Genomic DNA, 21,325 nt, shown 5'->3' with positions numbered 1-21,325 from the left:
AGATCGCCCACCACAGACAAAGACGCCGCACCCTAAGGGGTGCGGCGTCGTCTTGCCCAAGCGCTGCTCAGCAGGCGCGGCCTAGTCCTCGAAGCTCATCTTCGGGCTCGGCGCCTCGGGCAGCAGGGCGGCACAGGCGCGCACCTTCTCCATCAGCGCCTTATGGGTCGGCGCCACCAGGTTGACGTGGCCAAGCTTACGCCCGGCCCGCTCGCTCTTGCCGTAGCGATGCAGGTGAGCATCTTCGAGGGCGAGAATCTCGCCGGAATCGCCTTCACGACCGATCACATTGACCATGCAGGTCGGCGCCCGAGCCGCGGTATCGCCAAGCGGCAGGCCCTGGATGGCGCGCAGATGGTTCTCGAACTGGCTGGTCACCGCACCATCTTGGCTCCAATGGCCGGAGTTGTGCACCCGAGGCGCCATCTCGTTGGCCATCAGGCCGCCATCGCGGGTCTGGAACAGCTCGAGCGTTAATACACCGACGTAGTCCAGCTCGTCTAGCAGCGCGCGAATATAGTCGTCGGCGGTCTGCTGAACGCTGTCGTCGAGATCCGGCAGCGGCGCCACCGAATAGCGCAGGATGCCGTCGACGTGCTGATTCTCGGCCATCGGATAGAAGACCACCTGGCCGTCGCGACCGCGCACGGCGATGATCGACACCTCGCGCACGAAGTCGACGAAGGCTTCGACGATCAGCCGAGAGTGCTTGATCGATGCCCAGGCATCCTTGGCCTCGTCCGGCGACTTGAGCACCGCCTGGCCCTTGCCGTCATAGCCCTCGGTGACCGACTTGGCGACCACCGGCGTGCCCAGTTCACGGGCCGCGGCCTCGAGCTCTTCGGCGCTCTCGACCAGGCGATAGGCCGGGGTAGGAATGCCCAGGCGATCGAACAGCGCCTTTTCTTCGGCCCGGTTCTGGCAGACGCGAATTGCCTCGCTGGACGGGTAGACCGGCTTGTGCGCCTCAATGGCCTGCACAAGCGACACCGGCAGGTGCTCGAATTCATAGGTGACCAGGTCGACCTTGGCGAGGAAGTCCTCGAGCTGGCGCTGCTGGTCCTTCGAGTCGAGGATCATCACCTCGCCAATGCCGGCGCTCGGGTTGCCGGTGGTATCCAGGAACACGAAGCGGTTGGCCAACGGATAGCCCGCCAGCGCCAGCATGCGGCCCAGCTGGCCGGCGCCCAGTACGCCGACGACGGTTCCAGTCGCGTTGCTCGCAGCATCACTCATGACAGCGTCTCCTCACTCGGCCCGGGGATCGGGATTATCCAGCACCTTCTGGGTCTGCTCGGCACGGAAGGCCTCGACGGCTTCGCGTACCTTGGCATCCTGCAGGCCAACGATCTGTGCGGCCAACAGGCCGGCATTGGTGGCGCCGGGCTTGCCAATGGCCAGGGTCCCCACGGCGATGCCACCGGGCATCTGGGCGATCGACAGCAGCGAATCCAGCCCCTTGAGCGACTTCGATTCCACCGGCACGCCGAGCACCGGCAGCGGCGTTTGGGAGGCCACCATGCCCGGCAGGTGGGCGGCACCGCCAGCACCGGCTATGATCACTGAGAGGCCGCGCTCGGCGGCGCTCTTGGCATAGTCGAAGAGCAGGTCTGGCGTGCGGTGGGCAGACACCACCTTGGTCTCGTAGGCCACGCCGAGTGTCTCGAGCATCGCCACCGCGTGCTCCATGACCGGCCAGTCCGACTTGGATCCCATGATCACGCCAACGCGTGGTGGCTCGTTCGACGGCTGCATCGCCTTGCTCCTGAATGGTTGGGCTGCACGATCTGAGGGCGCCGCACAGCGGGGCGAGGAGACGGCCCGACTCAAACTCGATCCAGCCGTCTGAAAACCGCGCAGCATACCGCCTCGCGGGCGTTGGGGGAAGTCTCTTGGTTGCTTGGCGTCGCCCAGCGGAGACAGCAACTTGCACCCTGAGTGCGAACTTGCTTGTTAGGGTCCATGCATCGACACCGGCAGGATTGCCGGTCACCCCGGGGCTAGACCCCGACCTGGCTTTATGGAGACGCCCCATGACACGACATCTTACCCTGATCGCCGCCCTGACCAGTGCCCTAACCTTGGCCGCCTGCGATGCAAGCGACGAGGAAACCACTGCCAGCAAGGCTGCAAGCCCCAATGCGGGTTCGAGCAGCCATCAAGGCACGGACCAAACCATGGCCGAGAAGAATGCGTCCGCAGCGACCACCTCCCAGCAGGATGCCAACAGCAGCAATGACGATGCCCAGGACGATGCCTTAGACAATGCCGCCACCCTGACCCTGAGCGGGACGCTCAGCGCCCCCGATAGCCTTTCACTGCCGGCCGATGCCCAAGTTCACGTGCAGTTGATCGATATCTCGCTCGAGGACGGCGGCGCCAAGGTATTGAGCGAGGAATCCTTCGACGCTGACCAGGTCGCCCTGCCCCTGCCTTTTAGCCTGACGATGCCGAGCGCAGCCCTCGGCGACAACCATCGTCAGGTGCTGCAGGCCGAAGTGGTTAATGCCGATGACTTGGTGCTGTGGTCGACGGCCGAGCCCGAAGCCCTGGCACTGAATGCCAACAGCCAGCCGGGCCCGATGGCCCTGATGCTGGAGCCGGTGGAAAACGCACCGAGCGAGAAGGTATTCAGCCAGTCAGACCAACAGGCCAACCCTGGCGAGGAAAAAAATCAGGCGGCGCAAAAGGCGCCCGAGCAAAGCTAAGAGCAGGTTAGCCTCAAGCATCGCGAGGCCTGAGACTCACGCAACCAACTGCCCCAAATACACAGGCCCCACCGAGTTGCCGGTGGGGCCTGTGCGGTGATATGACCTAGCGCGTCAAACGGCCATCAGGCAGCCGTTGCCGATTCTTCGCGGCGGCAGGCCAGCCAGTTGCCGGCGATGGCCAGCGCCATCACCGCGGCGCCTGCCATCTCGGCACGCAGGTCCGGATAGAAGACCCCGATGATCGCCGGCACGATGGCAAGCCGCACCGGCCAGGACATGCGGGTGAACAGATAGCCTTCCAGCGCCGCCGCAAAGGCACCCAAGGCCAGAATCGCAATCACGCCATTCCAGATCACGACCGGCACCGGGCCACCGACGATGATCTCCGGGTTGAAGACCATGAACAGCGGAATCAGATAGAGCCCCTTGGCGAACTTCCAGGCCTGGAAGCCGGTTTCCATCGGCTTGCTGCCGGCTATCGCCGCCCCAGCGAAGCCCGCCAGCGCGATCGGCGGTGTGACATTGGAGTCCTGGGAGTACCAGAACACCACCAGGTGAGCGATCAGCAGCGGCACACCGAACTCGTTGGACAGCGCCGGACCGACCAGCACGATGAGTACGATATAGCTCGCCGTCACCGGCAGGCCCATACCCAGCACCAGGCTTGCCAGCAGTACCATGACCAGCGCCAGCAAGAGGTTGCCATCCGAGAAGGCCAGCATCATGGCCGAGAACTTGAGCCCCAGGCCGGTCAGGCCCACCACGCCGACGATGATGCCGGCCACCGCACAGGCCATCGACACCGCCACGGCGTTACGCGCACCGAGCTCCAGCCCCTGGGTCACCTTGACCACCCCGGCCCACAGCGCTTCACCAATGCGCTGGCCGGTCACCGGCTTGCCCTGTGCCGGCGCCACGAAGAAGAACCATACCGAGAAGCGCAGTGCGGCCACCACCAGCATGGTGACTATCGCAAAATAGCCGACCCGCATCGGCGACATGTTCATCACCAGAAGCCAGACCAGCACCGCAAGCGGCAGCAGAAAATGCCAGCCCTCGCGCATCACATCGCGCATCTGCGGCAGCTCAGCGCGTGGCATGCCCTTCATGCCCTGTTTGAGGGCGATGATGTGCACGAACAGATAAACGGTGGAGAAATACAGAATGGCCGGTAACACGCTGACCTTGACCACCTCGAGATAAGGCACCTGGGTGTATTCAGCGATCAGGAAGGCGCCCGCCCCCATCAACGGCGGCATGATCTGGCCGCCGGTAGAGGCCGCCGCCTCGATGCCGCCGGCCTGAGCCGGCTTGAAGCCCAGCCGCTTCATCAACGGAATGGTAAAGGCCCCGGTGGTCACCACGTTGGCAATCGCGCTGCCCGAGATCGAGCCCATGCCCGCCGAGGCGAGCACCGCCGCCTTGGCCGGCCCGCCGCGCTGCCGGCCGGTGGCCGCATAGGCCAGATCGATGAAGAACTTACCGGCGCCGGTGATCTCGAGAAAGGCACCGAAAAGCACGAAGATGAAGATATAGGTCGCCGCGACCCCCATCGGCAGGCCGAAGATTCCCTCCTGGCCCAGGTACAGCTGACCCACGACCCGATCCAGATTGTAGCCGCGATGCTCCATGATCCCAGGCAGGAACTGACCCAGCCAGGGCAACTCTCCCCTTGGGCCGGCAAAGGCATAGAGCAGTGCCAGAATACCGATAATCGTCATGCCGAGTCCCACCGCGCGGCGGCTCGCCTCGAGCACGGTGACCGTGGCGATGCAGCCCACCACGATATCGGTCTGGTTCCAGAAACCGGCGCGATTGAAGATATCGTCGAGGTAGAGCACCAGATAGCCGCCGGTGATCACCGCCCCGGCAAAGAAGGCCAGGTCGATGATCCCGCCTACGACGCCACGCCGCCGATTAGGTCCGAACACCGGGAACATCAAAAACGCCAACATCATGATCAGCGCCAGGTGAATACTGCGCTGATAAAAGAGGCCCAAAGGCTGAATGCCAGCGGAATAGAGCTGGAACAACGACAGCCCCACCGCTACCACGGCGATCAGCCACAGGACCGCTCGCGAATGTTGTGCCTGGCTGCCAGGCACAATGGGGGAAGTGGCCAAATCGCTCATGAAATCCCTCTACCAAATGGAATACCCCGGCTACCAAGGCGGCACCGGACCCAAGAAAAAGAAAGGCTCTGTCGAACAATGATGTTGGCAAGCCGTCTTCTTAAACAGCGACTAGACAGCCGGCACAGGCCGCAGCCCGATGCTGACCCGCTGCCCGGCTGCCAGGTCGCTCAGGCTTATCGTCTTGTCCTCAACGACCAGGCGGTGATTGACCCGCGGCGCACCGACTCTCAGCAGGTAGCGGTCGCCCGGCACCGGCTCGTGGATATCCTTGATCCAGTAGCCGCCGTGGCCATCGCTAACCTGGCGTCCACGGCCCGGCACATGGCCAAGCCCGGCGGCAAAGTCCGGCTGGTGGCTGCTTTCGAGCACCATCCGGCCATGCTCGTTACGGTAGCAGTCGAGGACCGCAAAGCCCTCTACCGAGTGGTTCCACTCGAGGCACCAGCCCTCTCCTTGAGGCATCGGCAGGCTAACCAGAAGCCTATCGCTGCGATCCCGCACCTCGAGCACCCGATTCTCGGACCCAGCGTCAGCGTTCTTGAGCGGGGCATCCGAGTTAGTCCGCTCTTGAGACGTATCGGCCTGAGGCACACTGCCTTGAGAACCGCTATCCGAGAAAGCACTGACCGGGGCAGCCAGCAGCACCATCGGCACCAAAAGCATCAATACAGCGCGCGAGCGAAGACCTGCGCGACGCAGCATCCTGGCAGCGAGCTTGGGCAATAGGCTGCAACACAAGGGGGCGAGCCTTCCGGCTCGCCCCTGTGGATCATCATTGACCGTGGACATCATTAGTTCAAGGCCGCTGATAGTCTGCCACCTCGGCACCCACTTCCTCGTAGTAGCGCAGAGCGCCCGGGTGGAAGGGGATCGGCGTGGCGTCAACGCTGAACTCGACGGTGGTGTCGTTGGCCGCCGGATGGATGGCGATCAGCTTGTCGGTCTGCTCGAAAAGCAGCTTGGTGATGTCGTAGGCGAGCTGGTCGTCCATGGAGGCGTTGGCGGTCAGCACATTGGGGATACCGATGGTCTGCACGGGGTCCTCAACGCCCTCATAGATGCCGGCACGCAGCGTATAGGGGGCGAACACCTCGGACTCCTCGCGGGCGTTGGCGACTTCATCGTCGGTGAGCCCGATCAAACGAATATCGCGGGTAGTGGCCAGGTTGAGGATCGAGCTGGTCGGCGGGCCAACGCTCCAGAAACCGGCAGCGATGTCGCCATCACGCAGCGCGTCGGCGGTCTCGTTGAAGTTCAGCCGGCGCGGGTCGAAGTCGTCATAGGTGATGCCATTGGACTCCAGCACGGCGCGAGCATTGAGCTCGGTGCCGCTGCCCGGCGCACCGACGGACACCACCTTGCCCTTGAGATCGGAAAGGCTCTCGATGCCGGAATCGGCCAGGGTCACGATCTGTACCGCATTCGGATATAGCGAAGCGATGGCGCGCACGTCCTCGACCTGACGGCCATCGAAGTCACCGGTGCCGGTATAGGCCTGATAAACGGTGTCGGCCAGGGCGATCGCCAGGTCGGAATCCTCACGGTAGATCAGCGCCATGTTTTCCACCGAGGCGCCGGTCACTTCGGCCACGGCTTCGTAACCGTCCAGCTGATTGTTGATCAGCTCGGCGAGGCCACCGCCATAGGGATAGTAGGTGCCGCCGGTACCACCGGTGGCGATCGACAGCTGTTGGGCCACGGCCGAAGACGAGGCGGCGATCAGGGACGCAGCGAGGGCATACTTGAGAACGCGCATGGAGACTCCTTGGGTCAGGGCTTCAGTTGGCACGGTGCCATGGCCCGATGTTGTTATCTTCACCGACGAGGCACCCGGCGGCTGCCGACTGCCCTATCGTTTGTATGCATATTGCCTAAAAAGCTAGCACGTCAACGCGCGATGTCACCATGCTCCTACGACTATTGGATACTTCCAGCGGATATCCGCGGCATTCCCCGGGTCAGTCGCGACCGCCCTGAAGCCACTCGAGGACCAGTTCGTGCTGGGCGCGCTCATCGGTCACGAAGAGGGTGTCTTCCGAGATCATGACCGCCCAGTTGATGCTGCGCGGCAGGTCCTCGGCCAGCGCCTCCAGCGGTGCCTGGGGCAGCGCCGCAATCGACAGGTTCTTGAGGCCCGACACCGCCGGCAATACCTTGGTCTCCCAGACCCGCAGGCTGCCATAGGCCAGCAGCGACACCTGCTCGGTGCGCCGCGAACACCAGGTCAGGCGCTCGGCATCCGGCTGACCGACCTCGATCCAGTGCAGGACGCGTCCATCCAGGCTCTTGACCCACAGCGCAGGCTCGTCGACGTCAGACAAGCCGCGGCCAAAGGCCAGCCCCTCGTCATACCACAGTGCATGCGCCAGCAGACGAGCCGCCATGCGCGGCTCAGTCTCGGAAGGGTGGCGCGCCACGGTAAAGCGAAGCGTCTGATAGACGTTGCGGTCGAGATCGGTGAGGTTGAGTTCCACCTTGTAAGGGGTCGCGGTAAGCGCCATGCAATACATCCAGTCGGGGGTGTTGGGCCGGCAGTTTACTCCCCTTGCCGCCTAAGCACGATGGAGACGCGTCAGACCTTGACCGGGGGCAGAAAAGATCGCAAAAATCGTGACGATTCCTCTGGCGGATATCGCCAAAACCTTGCATGCTGAGTCCATCGAAAGCCAAGTCTACGGAGCGTCATGAGTACGGCACGATTATCGACCGGTTGGGATGCCCTCGAACCCTCGCGAATGGCACCCGACCTGGACGTCAGGGAACTTGAGAAACGCTCGCGCCTGATGCGCATCGTTTCCCGCAAGATCGCTCTTTCCGAGCTTCCCAATCGCGAAATTGCCCAGCGCGCGGGCATCCCCTCCAAACGGCTGAGCGACCTGCTGGCCGGCAAGATCGAGCAATTCTCGGTCGATGAGCTTCAATCGCTGCGCAACTGCGTATGCGTCGATGATGGCAGTCCCCTGCCACCCTAGAACACGACACCTCTATTGTGACCCTATGATCGCTTCCTCGCCCCGCTATTGCGCCGCGTGGAAGATGGCATGGCATAACGCCACGCTCGGTCGATAGACTAGGAAAGTCCAGCGCCGGCGACGGGGCTGGATTTTTTGTGTCGGCGGCGCATCAGCGCCTATCCGCTCGCTTTATCAGTCACTCACTTGCAGAGACCCAGCGCATGCAGTCAGCGGCCCCCTCGGCCAGGCAAGACCCGATCAGTCGCGACATCGTGCTTATCGGGGGCGGGCACAGCCACGTCGCCGTGCTGCGGCGCTTCGCGATGCGCCCCGAGCCCGGGGTACGCCTGACACTGGTCTGCCGGGACACCCACACGCCCTATTCCGGCATGCTGCCGGGCTATGTCGCCGGCCACTATGATTTCGACGCGGTGCACATCGACCTGCGCCGCCTGGCCCAGGCCGCCGGCGCACGCTTCGTGCGCGACGAAGCCACCGGCATTGACCGTCAGGCTCACAGGGTGACCTTCGCCCACCGCCCGCCACTGCCCTATGACAAGCTGTCGATCAATATTGGCTCGACGCCGTGGGTCGGCCAAGTGGCCGGCGCCGAGGATCATGCGGTGGCGGTCAAGCCGATTCGCGCCTTCCGCGAACGCTGGCATGAGCTGCTTACCCGCCTCGCCGAGCGACCGGCCGAAAAAAGCGCCCCGCTGCGCCTGGCGGTGGTAGGCGGCGGTGCCGGCGGTGTCGAACTCATGCTAGCCATGCAGTACCGCCTGCGCCATGAGCTCAGCTCCCAGGGCCGCGACCCCGACGCCCTCCAGTGTGCCCTTTTCACCCAAAGCGCCGAGGTCTTGCCCACCCATAACCGCCGGGTGCGGGCACGCTTCACCCGGTTGTTGAAAGCCCGCGGGGTCGAACTGCACCTCAATTGCCAGATCACTCGAGTCGAAGCCGGCAGGCTGATCGATGCCCAAGGCCAGGCATTCGAGACCGACGAAACCGTTTGGGTGACCCAGGCCGGCGGTGCCGCCTGGCTCGAAGGCACCGGCCTTGCCCTGAATGAGCAGGGCTTCATTCGGGTCAACGATTACCTGCAGACCATTAGCGACCCGGACATCTTCGCCGCCGGCGATATCGCCAGCCAGGACGGCCGCCCTCGGGAGAAGGCCGGCGTGTTCGCGGTGCGCCAGGGGCGGCCGCTGGCCGACAACCTGCGCGCCAGTCTGCTCGACCGCTCGCTTTCGGCCTATCGCCCGCAGCGCCAGTGGCTGGCGCTGATCAGCAGTGGCGACCGCTACGCCGTGGCTTCCCGCGGCCTGCTTTCTTGGGCCGGGGCCTGGCTGTGGCGCTGGAAGGATCGCATCGACCGGCGTTTCATGGCGCGCTTCAACGAACTGCCGGCGATGACCGAGAAAGCGCCGTCCCAAACCGGCTCCCGGGTGCCCCTCGATCGCGACGAGCAGACCCAGGCCATATCGGCGCTGGCCATGCGCTGCGGTGGCTGCGGGGCCAAGGTCGGCGCCTCGGTGCTGTCGCGCGCCCTGGCGGAACTGACGCCGATCGAGCACGCCGAGGTGCTGGTGGGGCTCGCCGATCCCGACGATGCCGCCGTGGTCAGGGTGCCGCCGGGAAAGGCCATGGTGCACAGCATCGACTTCTTTCGCGCCTTTATCGACGACCCCTATGTGTTCGGACAGGTGGCCGCCCACCATGCGCTGGGCGATATCTTCGCCATGGGCGCCGAGGCTCAGACCGCGATGGCCGTGGCCACGGTACCGCCCGGTCTCGAGGCCAAGGTCGAGGACACCCTGCGTCAGATGATGACCGGCGCCGTCGAGGTATTAGACGCCGCCGGCTGCCAGCTGGTCGGCGGTCACACCGGCGAGGGCCAGGAGTTGGCGCTGGGTTTCGCCGTCAACGGCCTGATCGATGACCTGCCCGAACGCCCCATGCGCAAGAACGGCCTGCGCCCGGGAGATGCCCTGATCCTCACCAAGCCGCTGGGCACCGGCACTCTGTTCGCCGCCCAGGCCCAGCTCGCCGCTCGGGGGCGCTGGATCGATGCCGCTCTCGATAGCATGTGCCGCTCGAACCGGGCCGGGGCGAGCTGCCTGCAGGAACATGGCGCCCGGGCCTGCACCGATGTCACCGGCTTCGGCCTGCTCGGCCACCTGGTCGAGATGACGCGCCCGTCAGGCGTCGATGCCGAACTAAGGCTGTCGGCGCTGCCGCTGCTCGACGGCGCCGAGGCTACCGTCGCCGCCGGCATCGTAAGCTCGCTGCAGCCGTCCAACGTGCGCCTGCGTCGGGCCATTCGCGATCAGGCTGGTTGGCGCGACCACCCTCGCTACGGTCTGCTCTTCGATCCTCAGACCGCCGGTGGCCTGCTGGCCGGCGTGGCGGCCGACAGGGCCGAGGCCTGTCTCGCCGACCTCAAGGCGTTGGGCTACGCCGAAGCGGCCATCATCGGCCGAGTGGTCGCAGCGGATGAGGACATCACCGACGACCCGGCCCCGATTCGGCTGCATGAATAAGCCGGCAGACGCGCGAAGAGGAGGACACGCCTTGCCGTGCTCCGCTCAGAGGACGCATTAGCGCAGAGGACAAGTCAGCGCGTTTTTGAGTACCATGGCGGCTGATCACGGCCGCCATGCCGGCTTTCCACTCGCGTCACAAGGATAATATCGATGCTCAAGCGCCTGACTCTCGCTCTGACCGTGCTGCTGGCCGCGCCCGTCGCCAGCGCCGATACCTTCGTCTTTACCGCCATTCCCGACGAGGACGAGACCCGCCTGCAGCAGCGCTTCCAGAATGTTGCCGACTACCTGGAGGAGCAGCTCGAGGTCGATGTCCGTTTCGTGCCCGTGAAGTCCTATGCCGCCGCCGTGACCGCCTTTCGCAACAACCAGGTCCAGCTAGCCTGGTTCGGCGGCCTCTCCGGCGTGCAGGCCCGCGCCCGAGTACCGAATTCCCGCGCTCTGGCCCAGGGCGTCGAGGACGCCGAGTTCATGACCTACTTCATCGCCAACCAGAACACCGGGCTCGACGCCGGCGAGGGTCTGACCGACAAGATGCGCGACATGACCTTCACCTTCGGTTCCAAGGGCTCCACCTCCGGGCGCCTGATGCCCGAGTACTATCTGCGCGAGGCCTTCGGCCAGCCGCCGGAAGAGGTCTTCTCGCGGGTCGGTTTCAGCGGCAATCACAGCCGCACCATCTCGCTGGTGGCCTCCGGCGCCTATGACCTGGGCGCCGTCAACTACACGGTGTGGGAGAACGAGGTCGAGGCCGGCAACATCGACACCGACCAGGTCGAGGTGGTGTGGAAGACCCCGAACTACCCGGACTATCAGTGGACCATCCGCGGCGACGTCGATGAGCGCTTCGGCGCCGGCTTCGCCGACCGCGTCCAGCAAGCCCTGCTCAACATGGATGACCCCGAGCTGCTGGAAAGCTTCCCGCGTTCCGGTTTCATTCCGGCCAGCAACGATGACTATGCGATCATCGAATCCGTCGGCAAGGAACTGGACCTGATCGACTGATGAGCACCCTGGCGCTTACCGATGCGGTCGCCGACTATGGCCAGCAGCGCGTGCTGGGGCCACTCAACCTGACCCTTCAGCGCGGCGAGCGGGTCGCGCTGGTGGGCAAGAGCGGTGCCGGCAAGTCGAGCCTGCTTGCGGTGATGTATCAGCAATGGCGGGGCCGCGGCGCAGCCCTGATGCCTCAGGAGCTGGGCCTGGTCCCTTCGCTCAGCGTCTTCCATAACGTTTACATGGGGGCGCTGGCGTCGCATCCCACCTGGTACAACCTGGTGACCCTGGCGAAGCCCTTTCGGCGCGACGTGGCGGCCATCCGGCCGCTGCTGGCGCAACTGTCGATCGAGGAAAAATGCTGGGCCATGGCCGGCGAACTGTCCGGCGGCCAGCGCCAGCGGGTGGCGGCGGCCCGGGCGATCCACCAGGGCGGCGAGGTATTGCTGGCCGATGAGCCGGTCTCGGCGCTGGACGGCCCCCAGTCGGAAGCGCTGATGGTCGAGCTGACCCAGGCCTACCCCACCGCCGTGCTGGCCATGCACGACGTCGAGCTGGCGCTACGCTTCACCGACCGGGTGATCGGCATCGCCGACGGTGGCATCGCGCTGGACGCCCCCAGCGCACGCCTCACCGCTCAGGACCTGCTGCCCCTCTACTGAACTGAAGCACCCTACCCGCAAGGCCTACCCATGTGGCATTCCGCAACGGTTCGTTTAAGCCTTGGCTTCGTGGCCCTGGCCATTCTTTGCCTCGGCGTCGCCGATCTGTCCATCACCGCCCACGACCCCTGGCATGAGCTCGGTCGGCTGCTGCAGGGCCTAGTACAGCCGGATGTCAGCGACGTCGATCATCTCTGGGTGGCGCTACTTCGCACCCTGGCCTTCGCCTTCGTCGGCGTGGGGCTCGGCGCAACGGCAGGCTTCCTGCTGGCGCTGATTTTTCATTCACGCCTGGTGCGCAGCCTCTGCGCCTTCGTACGCGCCATTCATGAGCTGTTCTGGGCGCTGATCTTCCTGCAGTTCTTTGGCCTGCATCCGCTGACCGGGGTGCTGGCCATCGCCCTGCCCTATGCCGGGGTCTTCGCCAAGGTGTTTGCCGAGATCCTCGAGGAAACCGACCCGCTGCCCGAGCAGGTGCTGCCCGCCGGCAGCGGACGACTCTCCACGCTCGCCTACACGCGGCTGCACGAGGCCTGGCCGCACTTGGTCAGCTATACCAGCTATCGGCTCGAATGCGGCCTGCGCTCCAGTGCCGTACTGGGCTTTGTCGGCATGCCGACCCTGGGCTTCTATCTGGAATCAGCCTTCGCCCAGGGCCACTACGACACCGTAGGCGCGCTACTGCTGCTGTTCTACGCCGTGATCGCCAGCCTGCGGCTCTGGGTGCGCCCGCTGCTGGTGCCGGTGTATCTGGTGGTGGCGCCCTTCTGCCTGGGCAGCGGTCTGCCGATCGTCTGGAGCAACGTCTCGCGCTTCTTTACCGAAGACATCGTGCCCTCGCCGCTGCGCCACGGCGAAGGCGTCTCCGGCCTCATGAGCTGGCTTGGCGATATCATGACCAGTGAGGCACTGCCCGGCATCTGGCACACCCTGGTGCTGTCCCAGATCGCCCTGGTGCTGACCGGCCTGCTGGCGCTGATGTTCTACCCGCTGGTATCCCGCCATTTCTTTCAGGGGCGCAGCTGGCATGGCCGTTGGGCACTTTCCGGCAGGCGACAGGCTGGCGCCGGGCGCCCAGGCAATCGTTTGACCCACCTGCTCGGCCATGGGCTGCTGGTGGTCATGCGCTCGACCCCCGAGTACCTGCTGGCCTTTATCCTGCTCCAGCTATGGGGGCCCTCGATGCTACCCGCGGTGGTCGCCCTGGCGATTCACAACGGCGGCATCATCGCCCACTTGGTTGGCCGACGCAGCAACGAGGTGCGCCTGCGCCCGGACGCGCCTCACGGCCTCGTGCGCTATGCCTATGAGCTCACTCCGCGCCTCTATGGCCCCTTTCTGGCGCTGCTGTTCTATCGCTGGGAGATCATCATGCGCGAGACGGCCATCCTCGGCATTCTTGGCATCACCACCCTGGGGTTCTACGTCGACAGCGCTATTCAGGAGATCCGCTTCGACCGCGCCATGGTGCTGATCCTGATCACCGCCCTGCTCAATATCGGCGTCGATGTGCTGGCCCGTCACCTGCGCGCCCGTCTACGGCTGCGCCATACCGCCAACTGCGAGCCCTGAGCGACCGGCTGGAGACCCAAGGCTGCAGCCGGTTCTTTCTGATGCTCATAACAGAACGCATGGCACGCTTTCCTGACGGGCCTTCCTAACAGGCTTCCAGACGAGCGTTGCCGCCGGCCGCTGCGGCATCCCTGCCACGGCGGCACAGACTAGTCGGGCAGATCGGTGACCGCACCGGTCGAGGCCGAGCTTACCGTCTTGGCGTACTTGGCCAGCACCCCACGACGATAGCGCGGCGCCGGCTGCTGCCAGGCGGCACGACGCCGCTTGAGCTCGTCTTCGTGAAGCGCCACGGTGATGGTGTCGGCTTCGGCATCGATGGTGATCTCATCGCCATTCTCGAGTAGCGCCAGCGGCCCGCCGTCAAACGCCTCCGGGGTGATATGGCCAACCACGAAACCATGGCTGCCACCCGAGAAGCGCCCGTCGGTGATCAAGGCCACCGAATCACCGAGCCCGCGCCCCATGATCGCCGAGGTCGGAGTCAGCATCTCGCGCATGCCGGGGCCGCCGCGGGGGCCTTCGTAGCGGATCACCACCACGTCGCCGGCCACCACGGTGCCGTCATTGATGCGCGCCTGGGCTTCCTCTTCGGAGCCAAACACCCGGGCGGTGCCGGTGAAGCGCACCCCTTCCTTGCCGGTGATCTTGGCCACCGCGCCTTCCGGCGCCAGGTTGCCATGCAGGATACGCAGGTGGCTTTCTGCCTTCAGCGGCGCATTCAGCGGCGCGATGATGCGCTGATCGTCGGGATAAGGCGCCACCCCCGAGAGGTTTTCGGCCAGAGTCCGGCCGGTCACGGTCAGGCAATCACCGTGCAGGAGGCCTGCCTCGAGCAGCATCTTCATCAGCGGCTGGATGCCGCCGATCTCGATCAGCTCGCTCATCATGTAATGGCCGCTGGGGCGCAGGTCGGCGAGCACCGGCACGCGCTTGCCAAGCCGGGTGAAGTCGTCGAGACCCAATTCGACGCCGATGCTGTTCGCCATGGCGATCAGGTGCAGCACCGCGTTGGTGGAACCGCCCAGGGCGATCACCAGGGTAATGGCGTTCTCGAAGGCCTCGCGGGTCATGATGTGGGAGGGACGAATATCGTGCTCGAGCAGTTCGAGCACCTGGGCCCCGGCGGCGGCGCAGTCGTCGCGCTTGGCCTGCGAGACGGCGTTCTGCGCCGAGCTGCCCGGCAGGCTCATGCCCAACGCCTCGATGGCCGAAGCCATGGTGTTGGCGGTGTACATGCCGCCACAGGAGCCGGGACCGGGAATCGCGGTTTCCTCGATCCGCTTGACGTCGATCAGGTCGAGATCGCCCTTGGCGTGACCGCCCACCGCCTCGAACACCGAGACGATATCGGTGTGGTTCTCGCCGGGCAGAATGGTGCCGCCATAGACGAACACGCTGGGGCGGTCGAGGCGGGCCAGGCCGATCAGGCAGCCCGGCATGTTCTTGTCGCAGCCGCCGATCGCCACCAGGCCATCGAAGCCCTCGCAGCCGGCCACGGTCTCGATGGAGTCGGCAATCACCTCCCGGGACACCAGGGAATACTTCATGCCCTCGGTGCCGTTGGCGATGCCATCGGAGATGGTGATGGTGTTGAAGATCACGCCCTTGCCACCGGCGCCATCGGCACCGGCACTGGCCTCGTCGGCAAGGCCGTCGATATGGCTGTTGCAGGGCGTGACCTGGCTCCAGGTCGAGGCAATGCCCACCTGGGGCTTCGTGAAGTCTTCATCGGTAAAGCCCACCGCACGCAGCATGGCGCGACTGGCAGACTTACCGAGACCATCGACCACCGGGGCAGAATAGCGCCGGCGTGAATCCTTGGGCGTATCGGACATGGAGCCTCCTGTCAGCAGATTGATCGTCAATCCCCTGATAGTGGGCGCCATGCCCAGCCCTTGCAAACGACTATGCCCTCTGAGGACGCCATTACACCGCGCGTGGCTTCCGCGCCGGAAGCAGAGATACGACGACGAGGCTCACAAGGGTCGAGGCGACCAGGGCACCTAGGAAGGGCTCAAGAGTCGGCACGCCGCCGGGAAAGCTTGCCGCCAGAAGCCCCGCCGACAGGCTGCCCTCAGCCAACCAGCCGGGCAGCACGGCGCCGACCAGGCCCGCAATGCCGCCTGCCACTGCCGCCCGGGTGGTCATGCGCGGCCACAGGCCTAGCAGCACCGGCACCACCGCCGAGGCACAGAGCAGATCGGCGATCAGGAATAAACGCAGCACCGAAAGATTCTGCAGCGCCAGCACCACCACCGGCACCATCAGGGCCACCGTCAGCCAACGGGCCATCGGCAAGCCAAGCCCGGTTCGGCCACGCTCACTGCCATCGCCGACGGAGAGCGAGGCGATGGCGTTCTGCAGGGTGTCGACGCTCGAGGCCACCAGGGTCACCGCCAGCACCAGGCCCAGCAGCTTGAGGCCGGCCGGCGCGTCGATCAGCAGGGCGAAGAAAGGCATCGGCGGCTCGCCGAGGGCAACGCCTGACATGGCGGCGAGAATACCGAGCCCCCCGACCACGGCTACCACGGCCACGGTCACCAGGCCGCCCAGCAGCGCCCCTCGCCCCAGGGCCTGACCGCTCTTCGCCGCCCATACTCGCTGCCAGTAGCCCTGATGGAAGAGGTTCGCCGCGGTGACCGCGATCACCAGCGTCAAGGCCACTGACAGCGCACTGGCGGTGGGGATGCCCGGCAGGGCGGCGTCTTGCGGTAACGCCGGCAACCGCGACAGGCCCAGCCAGCCCACCACCGCCAACAGCGCGATCAGCAGCCCCGCCTGCCAGCGGTCGGTGGCAAGACTCGCCCGCAGCCCACCGAGCGCGGTGTATAGCAGGGTGGTGACTGCCACCCCGATCACCACCATGGCCGAGGACACCTCGGAGAGCAGCGCGGTGATACCGCCAATGGCGGTCAGCTCCGCGGCCAGAAAACAGGCCATGTAGAGGATCGAGATCAGCGTGACATAGCGGCGCACGCCGGCCCCGTAGCGGCGCTCGGCGAATTCGCCGATGCTGCGCCCCTCGGGCAGGTAGCGGCGGATCGCCGGACCGCAGGCGGCGAGCACCAGGAAGGGAAGTGCCGCGCCGATGGCATAACCGGCCAAGGCAACCGGCCCCGCGAAGGCGCCCACTTCCGGCGGCGCGAAGAGAATCCACGCCCCCATGCCCGAGGCCAGAAAGGATAGCCCCAGGGTCGAGGCCGTCTGGGAGTTGCGGGCGGTGACATAGTCATCGAGGGCGTCACCGGGGGCGCCGTCACCCTCCGCCCGGTTGGCATGCCGGGCTCGCAGGCCGAGCCAAGTGAAAAGCACAAGCGTCGCGCCCAGCGCGGCTAACGTTGGGTAAGGCATGTCGCACTTCCTCCGCCGGTATTAACCGGATCAGGTTCCAGGGTCAGCACGCGGTGCACTCTCAGTCCCGACTCGCGCCCATCCAATTGTGGCGGCACAGCCGGGGACTCCCCTGGCGACAGTGAATGAATGGTGTGGACTACTGCTGCTAACGACTCAATTGAGACGTACTAGGCTTTGTACGAAAACTGCCTGCGCTCGGCAATACGGCGTTAAACATCGGCTCAAAGTGCTCATTTACCCCCGTAAACTCCGCCTTTCGCCGATTTTTGCCTTGTCTTGCCTTCGCTCGCCGACTTTTCGTAGAGAGCCTAGCTTGGTCATTACCTTGCTGGTAAATACGTTGCTGATAAGTACGTTACTGATAAGTACTTTGGTAGTGAGTACGTTGATAGTGAGTACGTTGCTGGCCATCACTTCAGCGACGAGTATAACGCCGCGATTGCCTGATGACAGGAGGCTTGCGTCATTCGGGTCAACCAAATCGCTTCGCTCACTCAGGTAATGGCCGCCGCAGCCGATAACCTAAGCGATGCTCAGAATAGCCATGCCAACAATTACCTGCAGGAATTCAGGATGAACTACACAGAAGCCAAGGAGCACGCCGAAGGGCGCCTGCACCAGATATTTGCGATGCCCTACGAAGCCTTCGACAACGATGTCCCGGAACGCAAGCTTCATCTGCGCGTTGCACTTCAGGCGCTAATGGGCGAAGCGCTGCGCGAGGAGCGCCTGAGCCTGCAGGTACTCCATGGCTGGGAGAATGGCGCCTGTGCCGCTGAGGACCTGCATCACCACGAACACAGGCTTCACGGTAAAGACGACATTGCCGACAGCCTCGCCTACTACCGTGATGCCCTGGCCAACCTGACGCCGCTGCCGGTCGATACAGACACACTACTGGCCGCGCCGCTGGCCAATGCCATCGCCTCCGCCGAGCAAAACGGCGCATCGATCGATGCGGAGACCCGCGATAGCCCCGCGCGCTGGCCAGACTTCCCCCGCGGCCTTGCCCTTTATACCTTCTTCAAGGTCTATCATCGCCTGACCTACGGCGAAGACGATGCCTACCGCTCCATCTGCTGCAAGACCGCCGCCGGCCTTCGGGAAATTCACGAGTTCCACCTCGAAGAAGGCGAATTTGCCATCGTCACGCCGCTAGCGGATGCCCCGGCCGGCGACGTTAAGCTGGTACTGCACGTCAGCCAAGTCGAGCCCGTACTCGCGCTACTTAGCGACTTGAATTGAGCGCGACTTGAACTGATCGCACGGGAAACCCCTAGCCTAAAAAGCAAACCGCCCCGCCTCATGAGGCAGGGCGGTTTCGTAGATGGCCGTAAAAGCGCGTGCGGAAAGGCCGCGACAGGTACGATCAGCCCAGCGAAATGGTGCTGTTGATGCCACCCGAGACGTTCTCGGGCTCGAACCAGCGGGCGGTCACGGTCTTGGTCTGAGTCCAGAACTGGATCGCCTGCTTGCCGTTGGGACCCAGATCGCCAAGCTTCGAGGCCCGGGAGCCGGTGAAGCTGAAGTAGGCGACCGGCACCGGGATCGGCACATTGATGCCCACCTGACCAACGTCGATGTCGCTCTCGTAGCGCCGCGCCACCCAGCCGGAGTTGGTGAAGATCGAGGTACCGTTGCCGTTGGGGTTGGCATTGACGAAGGCGATGGCGTCATCGAGGGTCTCGACGCCTACCACACACAGCACCGGCCCGAAGACCTCCTCGCGGTAGATCGTCATCTCGGCGGTTACGTCGCTGAACACCGTGGGGCCGACGAAGTTACCGTTCGGGTAGCCCTCGACCTTGAGGCCTCGGCCGTCCAACGCCAGTGTCGCGCCTTCCTTGGCACCGGCGTCGATCAGCCCCTCGACCCGCTCGAGGGCGGCAGGCGAGACCAACGGCCCCAGGTCGGCATCACGCTGAGTGCCGGGGCCCACCTTCATGTTTCGCGCGCCCTCGACGATGTCCTCGAGCCACGCTCTGGCCTCGCCCACCAATACCACCACCGAATTGGCCATACAGCGCTGGCCGGCGGCGCCGAAGGCCGAGCCCAACAGGTTGTTGATCGCCTGGCTGCGGTTGGCATCCGGCATCACCACGCAATGGTTCTTGGCTCCCATCATCGACTGCACCCGTTTGCCGGCCTCAGTGCCCCGGCGATAGATGTGCGTGCCAACCTGGGTCGAGCCGATGAACGACAGCGCCTTGATGTCTGGGTGATCGCAGATCTGATTGGCCACGTCCGGGCCGCCGTGCACCACGTTGAGCACCCCGGCGGGCACGCCGGCCTCGTGGGCCAGCTCGACCAGCCGCATGGTCGATGACGGGTCCTGCTCCGAGGGCTTGAGGACGAAGGTATTACCGGTGGCGATGGCCAGTGGGAACATGAAGCAGGGCAACATGATCGGGAAGTTGAAGGCGGTAATGCCCGCGCCCACACCCAGCGGCTGGCTCATGGTGTAAACGTCGACGTCATTGGCGGCGTTCTCGGCCAGTTCGCCAAGCTGCAGGCTCGGAATCGAGCAAGCATGCTCGACCACTTCCAGGCCCCGGCCAACCTCGCCCTCGGCATCCGGCAGCGTCTTGCCATGCTCCTCGGTGATCAACGCGGCAAGCTCGGCGGTGTGCTCGCGGATCAGCGCCTGGAAGGCGAGCATGATGCGCATGCGCTTGGCCAGCGGCACCTTGCGCCAGGTCTTGAACGCGGCCTTGGCGCTGGCCACGGCCCGGTCGACTTCATCACTGGTGCAGAACGGCACCCGAGCCACCACTTCCTGCGTCGCGGGATTGAGCACATCGCGCCATTCTCCACTCTCGGAAGGCACCGGTTGACCGTCGATATAAAGGGGAATCTCACGCACTGACATGATAGCGGCTCCTGGGCTGGTATCCGGCGACGTCACGCGGGACAGCCTCTTGTGATGGTGTATGAACTGGCAGGCGCTGGTGCATCGAACCAAGGCACTTGCTATTGCCCCTTCCTATGGCACTTTCTATTGCACCCCGGCTTCGACTTTATGTGCATATCGACACGGCCAAAGCCTGATAAGCGGCTAGTTCGAGTGTAGACAGGGGATGAATTGACACACAACGGGCAGCACAGCACATTGTTTGTGCATCTGCGCACAACCAATATCACCCCTGGGACACCCCAGAGAGGACCCTCGCCATGCTCGACTGGCAGGACATTCAGGTCTTTCTCGAGGTCGCTCGCAGCGAGCGGCTGACCGATGCGGCTCGACGCCTGGGGGTCGATCACTCGACACTTTCCCGGCGCACCAAGCGCTTCGAGCAGAAGCTCAATACCCAGCTCTTCGAACGCAGCACCCATGGCTACCGGCTCACCGAAGCCGGCCATCGCCTGCAGGCCCACGCCGAGGAGATGGCGCGCCACGCCAGCGAGGCGGCCGAAGGCCTGAGTGATCAGGACCGGCAGCTCAGCGGCCAGGTTCGCCTCGGTGTGACCGAGGGCTTCGGTACCTGGGTCATCGCGCCCTTGCTTGCCGCCTTCGGCGAGCGTCATCCGGCGCTGACGCTGGATCTGCTAGCGCTGCCACGGGTGGTCAACTTGAGCCGCCACGAGGCCGACCTGGCCATTACCATAGAGCGCCCCAGCAGCGCGGGCCTGGTGATCTCGCGGCTGTGCGACTACCGGCTGCGGCTCTACGCCAGCCGCGACTATCTGGCTCGCCATGGCCGGCCGACCGGCCGCCATGAGCTCAGTCAGCATCGGCTGATCGGCTATATCGATGACCTGATCTTCAGCGATCAGCTCAACTATCTCGAGCCGCTGCTCGACCTCTCCCCGTCCGCCGCCTCGGCGGCGCATCAGGCGCTCGTTAGTCAGGACCACGAGCGCCATACCCCCCAATTCAGCATTCGCAGCACCAGCGTTACCACCCAGTACAGCGCGGCCGTGCAGGGCGCAGGGCTCGCCGTATTGCCCTGCTTCATGGCCGAGCAGCATTCAGCCCTTGAAGCGGTGCTGGTGGAGGAAATCGACCTCACCCGCCAATTCTGGATCACCGCCCGTCAGGAACAACGCCGACTGTCACGGGTCCGTTTAACCTGGGAGTACCTGCGCGAGACCGTCGAGGCCAACCGCGCCTGGCTGATGGGCGAGCCCGACGCTTGCCTGTCATGTCCCTCAACAGGGGAAAGCGCCGAGTAATGGCGGTTTTGCCTGTATGCAGAGTTGTTGATGAAAATTAGCTATCAGCTTCTTGAGTAAAGAAAAATTGAAGCCCTCAGGCCCGCCACTAAGCTGTGGTTAAGAACAAACGCAGCGCTAGTAACGAAAGACTATGAGCCCTTCCACTGACACAGCCGTCAGTGGGTCACTTGGCACGCCAGGCAAGCGATAGGGCCATCGACGATGAAGGAGGAAAACCTC

General features: G+C 64.6%; 17 protein-coding genes and 1 riboswitch. Of the genes, 8 read left to right on the top strand and 9 right to left on the bottom strand.

Annotated features, from left to right (window positions below):
• Window positions 1–81 precede the first annotated feature (81 nt).
• Both BLR71_RS10045 and purE read right to left on the bottom strand, forming a co-directional pair.
• Complete coding sequence (locus BLR71_RS10045) at window positions 82–1,236, bottom strand: 5-(carboxyamino)imidazole ribonucleotide synthase (RefSeq protein ID WP_092525649.1); 1,155 nt, start codon at window positions 1,234–1,236, stop codon at window positions 82–84.
• A gap of 12 nt (window positions 1,237–1,248) precedes the next feature.
• On the bottom strand, window positions 1,249–1,755 hold the full coding sequence (gene purE / locus BLR71_RS10040; protein ID WP_092525647.1) for a 5-(carboxyamino)imidazole ribonucleotide mutase: 507 nt from the start codon (window positions 1,753–1,755) through the stop codon (window positions 1,249–1,251).
• 278 nt (window positions 1,756–2,033) lie between these two features.
• Between purE and BLR71_RS10035 the strand changes: the two genes are divergently transcribed.
• Window positions 2,034–2,708, top strand: a complete 675-nt coding sequence (locus BLR71_RS10035; protein WP_175491649.1) for a YbaY family lipoprotein — start codon at window positions 2,034–2,036, stop codon at window positions 2,706–2,708.
• Between the two features lie 125 nt (window positions 2,709–2,833).
• On the opposite strand, the gene BLR71_RS10030 is transcribed toward BLR71_RS10035, so the two are convergent.
• From BLR71_RS10030 to BLR71_RS10015, 4 genes are all read right to left on the bottom strand, one after another.
• Window positions 2,834–4,843, bottom strand: a complete 2,010-nt coding sequence (locus BLR71_RS10030; RefSeq protein ID WP_092525644.1) for a TRAP transporter permease — start codon at window positions 4,841–4,843, stop codon at window positions 2,834–2,836.
• Between the two features lie 111 nt (window positions 4,844–4,954).
• Complete coding sequence (locus BLR71_RS10025) at window positions 4,955–5,356, bottom strand: DUF1850 domain-containing protein (RefSeq protein ID WP_422730771.1); 402 nt, start codon at window positions 5,354–5,356, stop codon at window positions 4,955–4,957.
• 286 nt (window positions 5,357–5,642) lie between these two features.
• Complete coding sequence (locus tag BLR71_RS10020; RefSeq protein WP_092525643.1) at window positions 5,643–6,602, bottom strand: TAXI family TRAP transporter solute-binding subunit; 960 nt, start codon at window positions 6,600–6,602, stop codon at window positions 5,643–5,645.
• Between the two features lie 202 nt (window positions 6,603–6,804).
• Entirely contained in the window at window positions 6,805–7,347 is a 543-nt protein-coding gene (locus tag BLR71_RS10015) for a YaeQ family protein (RefSeq protein WP_092525641.1), read from the bottom strand.
• 183 nt (window positions 7,348–7,530) lie between these two features.
• Between BLR71_RS10015 and BLR71_RS10010 the strand changes: the two genes are divergently transcribed.
• From BLR71_RS10010 to BLR71_RS09990, 5 genes are all read left to right on the top strand, one after another.
• Entirely contained in the window at window positions 7,531–7,818 is a 288-nt protein-coding gene (locus BLR71_RS10010) for an XRE family transcriptional regulator (protein WP_092525639.1), read from the top strand.
• A 203-nt stretch (window positions 7,819–8,021) separates the two neighbouring features.
• Entirely contained in the window at window positions 8,022–10,340 is a 2,319-nt protein-coding gene (selD, locus tag BLR71_RS10005) for a selenide, water dikinase SelD (protein ID WP_092525779.1), read from the top strand.
• Window positions 10,341–10,493: 153 nt separating this feature from the next.
• On the top strand, window positions 10,494–11,348 hold the full coding sequence (locus BLR71_RS10000) for a putative selenate ABC transporter substrate-binding protein (protein ID WP_092525637.1): 855 nt from the start codon (window positions 10,494–10,496) through the stop codon (window positions 11,346–11,348).
• The gene (locus BLR71_RS09995; protein WP_092525635.1) at window positions 11,348–12,001 is read left to right on the top strand and encodes an ATP-binding cassette domain-containing protein; all 654 of its coding nucleotides are present in this window, start codon (window positions 11,348–11,350) and stop codon (window positions 11,999–12,001) included. The genes BLR71_RS10000 and BLR71_RS09995 overlap by 1 nt, the downstream gene beginning before the upstream one ends.
• Before the next feature lie 30 nt (window positions 12,002–12,031).
• Window positions 12,032–13,573, top strand: coding sequence for a PhnE/PtxC family ABC transporter permease (locus BLR71_RS09990; protein ID WP_092525633.1), 1,542 nt, complete (start codon window positions 12,032–12,034; stop codon window positions 13,571–13,573).
• A gap of 149 nt (window positions 13,574–13,722) precedes the next feature.
• Here the strand turns inward: BLR71_RS09990 and ilvD are convergent, their stop codons facing one another.
• Window positions 13,723–15,411 carry a dihydroxy-acid dehydratase gene (gene ilvD / locus BLR71_RS09985; protein ID WP_092525631.1) on the bottom strand — a complete coding sequence of 563 codons (1,689 nt, stop codon included), beginning with the start codon at window positions 15,409–15,411 and terminating at the stop codon, window positions 13,723–13,725.
• 91 nt (window positions 15,412–15,502) lie between these two features.
• Entirely contained in the window at window positions 15,503–16,927 is a 1,425-nt protein-coding gene (locus BLR71_RS09980; protein ID WP_092525629.1) for a sodium:solute symporter family transporter, read from the bottom strand.
• A riboswitch (TPP riboswitch) is annotated at window positions 16,917–17,051 on the bottom strand. (Overlaps the previous gene by 11 nt.)
• A 452-nt stretch (window positions 17,052–17,503) precedes the next feature.
• On the opposite strand from BLR71_RS09980, the gene BLR71_RS09975 reads away from it, so the two are divergent.
• Entirely contained in the window at window positions 17,504–18,175 is a 672-nt protein-coding gene (locus tag BLR71_RS09975; RefSeq protein WP_092525777.1) for a hypothetical protein, read from the top strand.
• 124 nt (window positions 18,176–18,299) lie between these two features.
• Here the strand turns inward: BLR71_RS09975 and BLR71_RS09970 are convergent, their stop codons facing one another.
• Window positions 18,300–19,799 carry a CoA-acylating methylmalonate-semialdehyde dehydrogenase gene (locus tag BLR71_RS09970; protein WP_092525627.1) on the bottom strand — a complete coding sequence of 500 codons (1,500 nt, stop codon included), beginning with the start codon at window positions 19,797–19,799 and terminating at the stop codon, window positions 18,300–18,302.
• Window positions 19,800–20,101: 302 nt separating this feature from the next.
• On the opposite strand from BLR71_RS09970, the gene BLR71_RS09965 reads away from it, so the two are divergent.
• Window positions 20,102–21,103 carry a LysR family transcriptional regulator gene (locus tag BLR71_RS09965; protein ID WP_092525625.1) on the top strand — a complete coding sequence of 334 codons (1,002 nt, stop codon included), beginning with the start codon at window positions 20,102–20,104 and terminating at the stop codon, window positions 21,101–21,103.
• Window positions 21,104–21,325 lie beyond the last annotated feature (222 nt).

Source organism: Onishia taeanensis (genome assembly GCF_900100755.1).
Taxonomy (GTDB): domain Bacteria; phylum Pseudomonadota; class Gammaproteobacteria; order Pseudomonadales; family Halomonadaceae; genus Onishia; species Onishia taeanensis.
The sequence above is the reverse complement of the archived record's forward strand: the minus strand, read 5'-3'. Positions and strand labels throughout refer to the sequence as shown.

Bases quoted from the DNA above. Each gene is read 5' to 3' on its own strand.
- BLR71_RS10045 (WP_092525649.1), bottom strand. From the start codon at position 1,236: ATGAGTGATGCTGCGAGCAACGCGACTGGAACCGTCGTCGGCGTACTG.
- purE (WP_092525647.1), bottom strand. From the start codon at position 1,755: ATGCAGCCGTCGAACGAGCCACCACGCGTTGGCGTGATCATGGGATCC.
- BLR71_RS10035 (WP_175491649.1), top strand. From the start codon at position 2,034: ATGACACGACATCTTACCCTGATCGCCGCCCTGACCAGTGCCCTAACC.
- BLR71_RS10030 (WP_092525644.1), bottom strand. From the start codon at position 4,843: ATGAGCGATTTGGCCACTTCCCCCATTGTGCCTGGCAGCCAGGCACAA.
- BLR71_RS10020 (WP_092525643.1), bottom strand. From the start codon at position 6,602: ATGCGCGTTCTCAAGTATGCCCTCGCTGCGTCCCTGATCGCCGCCTCG.
- BLR71_RS10015 (WP_092525641.1), bottom strand. From the start codon at position 7,347: ATGGCGCTTACCGCGACCCCTTACAAGGTGGAACTCAACCTCACCGAT.
- BLR71_RS10010 (WP_092525639.1), top strand. From the start codon at position 7,531: ATGAGTACGGCACGATTATCGACCGGTTGGGATGCCCTCGAACCCTCG.
- selD (WP_092525779.1), top strand. From the start codon at position 8,022: ATGCAGTCAGCGGCCCCCTCGGCCAGGCAAGACCCGATCAGTCGCGAC.
- BLR71_RS10000 (WP_092525637.1), top strand. From the start codon at position 10,494: ATGCTCAAGCGCCTGACTCTCGCTCTGACCGTGCTGCTGGCCGCGCCC.
- BLR71_RS09995 (WP_092525635.1), top strand. From the start codon at position 11,348: ATGAGCACCCTGGCGCTTACCGATGCGGTCGCCGACTATGGCCAGCAG.
- BLR71_RS09990 (WP_092525633.1), top strand. From the start codon at position 12,032: ATGTGGCATTCCGCAACGGTTCGTTTAAGCCTTGGCTTCGTGGCCCTG.
- ilvD (WP_092525631.1), bottom strand. From the start codon at position 15,411: ATGTCCGATACGCCCAAGGATTCACGCCGGCGCTATTCTGCCCCGGTG.
- BLR71_RS09980 (WP_092525629.1), bottom strand. From the start codon at position 16,927: ATGCCTTACCCAACGTTAGCCGCGCTGGGCGCGACGCTTGTGCTTTTC.
- BLR71_RS09975 (WP_092525777.1), top strand. From the start codon at position 17,504: ATGAACTACACAGAAGCCAAGGAGCACGCCGAAGGGCGCCTGCACCAG.
- BLR71_RS09970 (WP_092525627.1), bottom strand. From the start codon at position 19,799: ATGTCAGTGCGTGAGATTCCCCTTTATATCGACGGTCAACCGGTGCCT.
- BLR71_RS09965 (WP_092525625.1), top strand. From the start codon at position 20,102: ATGCTCGACTGGCAGGACATTCAGGTCTTTCTCGAGGTCGCTCGCAGC.